The following is a 7,684-nucleotide window of genomic DNA, read 5'->3' as shown; positions in this document are numbered from 1 at the left end:
CTTTGTATATTTCAATTGACTTAGCTTTGTTTTATATTCTTCAATTATAATTTTCTCATTGTTAAAATGTTCTATCGTGCTATTGTCAGCCTCGATATAGACCTTTCCATCTCTTCCATCCAGAACAACGCTCTGTCCATTGGTAACCTTTGAAACAATGCCATGAAGTCCAACAACTGCTGGTATTTCTAAAGTTCTAGCAAGAATTGCTGTATGGGAAGTTTTCCCACCTATTTCAGTAATAAACCCTAATACTTTAGAAGTATCCATTTGAGCGGTATCTGATGGAGTTAAATCATGTGCAACTATGATAACAGGTTCATCTGTTTCCATCTCGTTTTCTTCACCGATACCAGCCAAATGCCTTTGCATACGGTTTGAAATATCCTTAATGTCTAGAGCACGCTCTCTTATGTAAGGGTCCTCCATTTCATTGAAAATGGAGACAAAATGATCTGTGACTATTTTTAATGCCCATTCAGCATTCCAACAATTACCTTCAATTGAAGTTTCAACTCCATTAATTAACTCTTCATCTTCAATTAATGCAATATGTGCTGCAAAGATACTAGCTTCTTTTTCACCGATCTTAACCATAGTGGTTTCATAAAGCCCATACAATTGCTTAATAGCACTTAATCTTGCTTCTTTGAATCTCTTTTTTTCTAGTTCTAAGTCTGTTATTTTTTGCATACTAGGATTGATCTTTTCACTTTTGATCATAACCGAACCTATTCCAATCCCATTGGAGGCTGGAATACCTTTAAGTTCTACCATTATTATACCTCCTAGTTGAAGCCATTTTTTATTAAGTCGTTGATTTTATTGATTGCTTCATCTTCATCCTCACCATTTGCTATAACTGTTAATTCATCACCTTTAGCAGCACCCATGCTCAATATTGAGAGAATACTTTTTGGATTAAACACTTTATTTGTATCTCCATTTTTCAATAATTGAATATCACATTTAAATTTCATAGCCGCTTTAGAGAATAAATTTGCTGGTCTAGCATGTAGACCTTCTTCATTTTGTAGTTTTATTGTTATTTTTTTCATGTTTATCTCCTCAATTCGATTTATTATTTAATAAATAGTTTTCAGCTTCTGCAGACCAAAGACCATTGTGTGCATCAATTATATCCGCAAGTTTTTCATAGAATGAGTCATTTTTCCCTTTTTCTCTAAAATCATTAATATCTGTAAGCTCCATATTTACGTGGTTGTAAATTAATTTCTTACCACCTGTAATGTTAGGAAGGTTTAGTAATGTATCGATTGCGCTGTCAATACCACCAACATGAGTAACCATAAATGCTGGATTAATCAAACCTTTAGCTGACATAGCAAGTGATTCAAGCATATCATCATCATTCCCGCCTGTGGAACCCATGATATGTGTTGGTGTATAGTGAACATTGTAAAAATTCACTTCTGCTTTAAATCCTGTATCCGTTGGACCTGCGAAGAAATTCATGCATCCATCTTTTCCAAGGATTTTATCAGAGAGTTCAATAACGCTACGAACAGGAGCATAAACAAACACATCATCATATCCTGTTCCGCCAGATAATTCTACTAAATGAGCGGGAGCATCTTCTAAGTTTTTTGTATTTACATAAATGAGTTCTACACCATTTTTTTTAGCTTCTTCTACTGTAATTAATGACATTGCACGTTCTAATCGCTCATCATCAATGTCTGTAACAACTAACAAACCTGGTTTACGATCACAATGTATCGCATAATCAATTGCTCCTAGCCCCATTGGTCCAACCCCTGCGATAAGAGCCATTTTTCCACCTTCTACGATACCCATATTATGACCATATTTTCCAGTTATCGTATGATAGTTTGAGTGAAAACCGCCAATAACACAAGACATTGGCTCTGAAAGTGAAGCGTCATAAAATGCCTCTCCTTGATAATCTAATAAGAATCCTAATTCCATAACTTCTTGAGGAATGATACAATAAGTCGCATTGCCACCAAAATATTTGAAGGAATAGCCTGGTGCATAAGGACTGCCTTTATAATTCAAAGCTGGTTGAATTGCAAACTTTTGTCCTGGCTTAAATTGATGCTGCCATTTTTCTCCAACTTCTACTATAACACCTGCAAATTCATGACCCATAATCGTTGGATTTTCTGCTACATCATCAGGCACTCTTTTATGTTTAGGTCCTTGGATAATGGCTTTATATGTAGACATACAAACACTGTCTGAAACAACTTTCACTAAAATTTCATCATCTTTAATTTCTGGTAAATCAAATTCTTCTAATTTTAAATCATTTACTCCATATAATCTGACTGCCTTTGTTTTCATTTTATCTCCTTTATTGTTGATGTACTTCAACAATACTTTTCATTTTAATAATATTTTCGAGGCTACCCATAATTGAACCTTCTTCTTGTATAGTAGCAGTGCTTGATGCTACACCTAGTGCAATCGCTTCCTCTAATGAATAATCCAATTCTAACGCATATGCTAAGGCACCAACCATAGAATCTCCTGCACCTACCGTACTTTTTACATCTACGACTAAGCCTGGAATATGTAGCACTTTGTCTTCTGAAATCAAGATACAGCCTTCACTGCCTCTTGATATAACGACTACCTTAATATCATGGTCTAGTAGCTTTTTTCCACATTCAATAACTTCTGATTGTGTCTCAATTTTTTTATTAAGCAAACCTTCTAGTTCATGAATATTGGGTTTGATTAAATAAGGCCCTGCTAAAATACCTTGCTTTAACAATTCACCTTCTGCATCTAGCAACACTTTGATGTCATTTTCTTTCGCAGTTTTAATCCACTTTCCATAAATATCTTTACTAACATTGTTAGGTACACTACCTGCCAAAACCAAAATATCACCTTTTTGAATGATTTCAAACAAATGCTTTTCCATCTGTTCTAATAACTCATCTGAGATAGGCTTACCCTCTTCATTTATGTCTGTATAGGTTTGATGAACAGGATCCACTATTTTCAAATTAGTTCGTGTATTTCCTTCGCCCTCAATAAAGCTATGAAGAATACCCATTTTGTCCAGTTGGTCCTTAATAAAATGCCCTGATGCGCCTGCAACTACACCTAGTGCTGTACTATTACCTCCAAGGTTGTGAATCATCTTAGAAACATTGATTCCTTTTCCACCGGCATCTTCTCTTTCATCATTGAATCGGTTAACACCATCTATCTTAAAATTATTTAATATAATTCTTTTGTCTATTGCTGGGTTTAAAGTTATTGTATATATCATAGTTAAGATTTAATTACTCCTTTAATAGTATCTTTGGCACAATAACGGGATGGTGAAAGAATATTATTGTGCCAAAGTAATAACTATACCCCATTTATCTGGCATAAAGGGATAACAAATTATTTATTGATTTGTAAACTGTTTGTAAACAAAGTCAATGTCTGTTGTCGTTCTTAGGTCTAACACCTTACTTTCATCTTCTAAAATTTCTGCAAGGTTTGATAATATTAATAAATGTTCATTGCCAACGCCTGCAATACCGATCATTAAGTAAACTTTTTCGTCACCATAATCAATACCATCAGGAAATTGCAAAATACAAATGCCTGTTTTAATAATTGCTTTCTTAGCTTCACTAACACCATGTGGAATGGCAGTTCCATTTCCTATGTAGGTTGATAAGTCAGCTTCTCTTTGTAGCATCGCGTCAATATATTCGACACCTGCATAACCGCTATCTACTAATATTTGACCAGCCATTCTTATGGCATCTTCTTTACTAACGCTTGATAATCCAATTCGAATGTTTTCGATTGCTAGTACTTGGTTACTATCTTCTGCAACCGTTTGGTTGCTAGTTACTTTTTTTTTGCGCCACCACTAAGTCTTTCAACTAGCTCATCATATGCAGTAGTGTTCATAAAATCATCTACTGAAATATGTTCAGCATTTGGAGCAGACTTAATAGCTCTATCTGTTAGCTTGTTATGTGTAAAAACAATATCTGCATCACTTGGGATGTTCTCAATTGCTTTATTTTCAACGATGATATCAAGGCCTGCAGCTTTTACTTTGTTTCTTAATTTAGTTGCACCCATTGCACTTGATCCCATACCAGCATCACAAGCTACAATGATTTTTTTAACTGCAGTTTTCACTACACTTGATTTCTTGCCTTTTAAATCAACCATTTTTTCTTTAGCCGTTTCAAGATCATCTTCAGCACCACCGCTTTTCTTGATAAGTGCTGCTGCCACTAAGAAACTTACTGCAGTTGATACAAGCACACCTGCAAGTACTGGTAATAATCCACCTTTTGGAGTCATAGCAATTAAGGCAAAAATACTACCCGGTGATGGAGCAGCTACTAATCCAGCTCCTAGTACTGAAAATGTTAAAACACCACTTGCTCCACCAGCAATAACTGCTAATAAAAGAATAGGTTGCATTAATATATAAGGGAAGTAAATTTCATGAATACCACCAAGGAAGTGAATAATCACAGCACCTGGTGCAGATTGTTTAACCATACCCTTAGCAAACATCCAATATGCAAGTAAAATACCAAGACCTGGACCTGGATTTGTTTCTAATAAGAAAAAGATTGACTTTCCTGCTTCTGCTGCTTGTGCAATACCCAATGGGCTTAATACACCATGGTTAATTGCATTGTTTAAGAATAATATTTTAGCAGGTTCAATAAAAAGTGAAGCTAATGGTAATAAACCAGCACTTACGATTGCTTGAACGCCGCTACCTAATGCATTACTAAATGTTTCAACTGCTGGACCAACACCCAATAATGCTGCTAGAGCCAAGCCCATACCAATAATACCTGCTGAAAAGTTATTTACTAACATTTCAAAACCAGCTGGAATTTTTCCCTCAATTGCATTATCAAATTTCTTAATAACCCAACCAGCAAGTGGACCCATAATCATAGCACCAATAAACATTGGTATGCTTGTTCCAACGATAACACCCATAGTAGCAACTGCACCAAGAACCCCACCTCGAGTACCAGCAACCATTTTACCACCAGTGTAACCAATAAGAAGAGGTAATAAGTTAACTATCATCGGACCAACTAAAGTAGATAACTTTTCACTTGGTAGCCATCCTGTTGGGATAAATAATGCAGTAATTAGCCCCCAAGCAAGAAATGCACCAATGTTTGGCATAACCATACCACTTAGGAAACGTCCAAATTTTTGGATTCTTACTTGCGTTTGTGATTGTGATTGATTCATACAAAATCCTCCTTAAATTTATATAATTCATTGTTATATAATAATGTGTCCGGACTGATGAACCTTAAGGGATTTGTTGATCAGTCAAACGCCTTTAAGATGGATCATTCCGTAACAATTACTTTAGATTGAATAAACTGATCTAGTATTGAACTTAGCACTTCAAAAATCTGTCTTTTTGTACCTGATTTCAATAAGTCAGCAAACTCACTAGTTATAATCATTCTACTGATTTCACTTAGTACTTCTAACTCTACATGTTTTATGGAAATAGGTGCTACCATAACTACAATTACATCTAAATCCACAAGAATATTTTTATTGTTATAGATGGGGATCTTATCTTTTCCCCTAACTATCATGAAATACAATTGGTCTACTGCTGATGAGCGTGTATGAAGTAGCATCATGCTTTTCTTCCCTAGAATGGTTGATCCTTTTTCCTCTCTGTCGATAAAGGCCTTTTCTAGTTCATTTCTTGCATTTTCTGAGCTAACAATTTGAGCGCTTACGAATTGTATCAGCTCTTTCAAATCATTAATCTCTATATCTTCAAAAAGCTGAAAATTGTCTACAACTTCTAGGATGGTGTCGCAATAATGCTTAAGTCTTGTAAGCTTTTCGTTTAAATGAACTATTTTTTGAAGATTTGGTAAATGTGGTTTTGGCATAAAGCCTTCTAAAAATTTTTTAATTTCTACTTTATCTTGATCTGTTAAGATACAGTTGACATGAATCGTTGGCAAGTCACAATTTGGAATAGATATTGTCGAAATCATTAAGTCCACATTTAAAGCTTTAATCCTGTCATTGTCCATTTGCAAGGTTGATACAATATCAACGATATCTATATTATGGAATTCTTTTTCAATTTCTGCTGCCAGCAATTGAGAAGTTCCTATACCACTTCCACATGCTACGATTACTCGGTATTGTGTGTTTGTACGTCGATTTTGATATTTAATTGCAGAACCAATATGGGTTGCTATATAAGCTACTTCATCTTCTGGTACAATTATATTTTCTTCTTCTTCAATAATTTTGACACACTCGATAGCTACTGAAAAAAGTGAAGGGTACATTTCTTTTATTTCTTTAACTAGAGGATTCATAACATCCAGCTTAAGTTTAATTCTATTAATTGCAGGTCCTAGATGTCTAACAAGACCACTTAATAGTTTTTCATTGTCCTCTAAGTAAACGTTTGTATTGTTTTCAGCGATTCTAATGATTTTCTTTGCAAGTTTAATCATTTTAAAATCTTCTATCATTGAAATTCTATTTTCCGAAAAAGTCTCTCGGAGCGTCGCGCCTTTAATGTGCATAACTAAATAGAATAATTCGTCTTCTGGAAATGCATCCATTTTTACTGCTAAATTCTCTTTACTCCATTGTTCTAATATAAAATAAATTTTTTCATTCTTTAAAGCCTTCTTCAATTCTTGATCAATGGTTATTGTCAAACCTTGATGAATTCGTTTTCTTGTTACAATAAATCGAATAATCAAAGCTATATATGAATGATCAGCAAGCTGATATCCTGTATAGGTTTCTAAATATTTGAGAAAATCTCTCATTAGTGCAACTTCTGATATCTCCATTAAATCGTATACTACTTCATCTATTTTAGTGAAATTTGTTTTCAGTGATTTATGCCATTCATTATTGATAATAAATTTTATCAAGTCAGCTTCGTGAAAATGTTCATAAAGTAAGGCTACGATAGCTCTTCGTTTTGATTTCTCACTACCTTCGATATATACGCCAAGGCCTGGCTTTCTAATTAGCTTTAATTCAAACTTTTCAAACCAATCTTGGATATTATCTAAATCATTGCTTATGGTGCTTTCTGTTACATCTAATGAATAGGTTAAGGTGTATAATTTAGTGGTTCCCTGTTCCTTAAGTAGCTCAGCCTTTAAAACCGTATGCCTTTGCTCTGGAGATTCGGTTAATTCCGTTTTTTCGTTTTGAATCCAATTCATCATTTCTTCAAGTTGTTGCTTTTCTATAATAATTTTTATACCTAAGCCTTTTTTCTTTTCTAGAAGAACATTTTTTTCTGCTAGACATCTTTCAACACTGTCTAATTCTCGCAGGACAGTTCTCGTACTTACGTTTATTTCTTCAGATATTTCTTGTGTCGTTATGTAATCTTGTTGATTAAGTAGTATGGTAATGATTTTTTTAACTCGCGAGGTCATTTTCATTTAAGTCCATCCTTTCTATTTCTCAATCAACTTATGGTTTCATTATATTCCCAAGTCAGCTTAAATTAAAGCCAAAGAATTTGGTAATTATTTTTTCAACTCGCGAAGTCATTTTCAATTTTTGCCAGCCTCTTTCTCAACTACTTATGAATTGATTATATTCTGAAGTCAGTTAAAATAAAAGCTAAAGAAAAATGATAATGGCATCTACCATAAGTGACATTATTTCAAATGTA

7 protein-coding genes are annotated in these 7,684 nt (G+C 34.1%); all 7 read right to left on the bottom strand.

Annotated features, from left to right (window positions below):
- On the bottom strand, positions 1–777 hold a 777-nt coding region (locus CVU84_08760; protein ID PKM95005.1), incomplete at its 3' end, for a phosphoenolpyruvate--protein phosphotransferase.
- 11 nt (positions 778–788) lie between these two features.
- Positions 789–1,058 carry an HPr family phosphocarrier protein gene (locus CVU84_08755; protein ID PKM95004.1) on the bottom strand — a complete coding sequence of 90 codons (270 nt, stop codon included), beginning with the start codon at positions 1,056–1,058 and terminating at the stop codon, positions 789–791.
- A gap of 10 nt (positions 1,059–1,068) precedes the next feature.
- Entirely contained in the window at positions 1,069–2,328 is a 1,260-nt protein-coding gene (locus tag CVU84_08750) for an L-sorbose 1-phosphate reductase (GenBank protein ID PKM95003.1), read from the bottom strand.
- Between the two features lie 10 nt (positions 2,329–2,338).
- The gene (gene pfkB / locus CVU84_08745) at positions 2,339–3,268 is read right to left on the bottom strand and encodes a 1-phosphofructokinase (GenBank protein PKM95002.1); all 930 of its coding nucleotides are present in this window, start codon (positions 3,266–3,268) and stop codon (positions 2,339–2,341) included.
- A gap of 123 nt (positions 3,269–3,391) precedes the next feature.
- Positions 3,392–3,802 (bottom strand): PTS mannose transporter subunit IIA, encoded by a 411-nt coding sequence (locus CVU84_08740; GenBank protein PKM95001.1) that lies wholly within the window; start codon positions 3,800–3,802, stop codon positions 3,392–3,394.
- Between the two features lie 44 nt (positions 3,803–3,846).
- The gene (locus CVU84_08735) at positions 3,847–5,238 is read right to left on the bottom strand and encodes a PTS mannitol transporter subunit IIBC (GenBank protein PKM95000.1); all 1,392 of its coding nucleotides are present in this window, start codon (positions 5,236–5,238) and stop codon (positions 3,847–3,849) included.
- Between the two features lie 104 nt (positions 5,239–5,342).
- Positions 5,343–7,448, bottom strand: coding sequence for a PTS lactose/cellobiose-specific transporter subunit IIB (locus CVU84_08730; protein ID PKM94999.1), 2,106 nt, complete (start codon positions 7,446–7,448; stop codon positions 5,343–5,345).
- Positions 7,449–7,684: the final 236 nt, after the last annotated feature.

This window comes from Firmicutes bacterium HGW-Firmicutes-1 (assembly GCA_002841625.1).
Taxonomy (GTDB): Bacteria; Bacillota; Clostridia; order Lachnospirales; family Vallitaleaceae; genus HGW-1.
The sequence above is the reverse complement of the archived record's forward strand: the minus strand, read 5'-3'. Positions and strand labels throughout refer to the sequence as shown.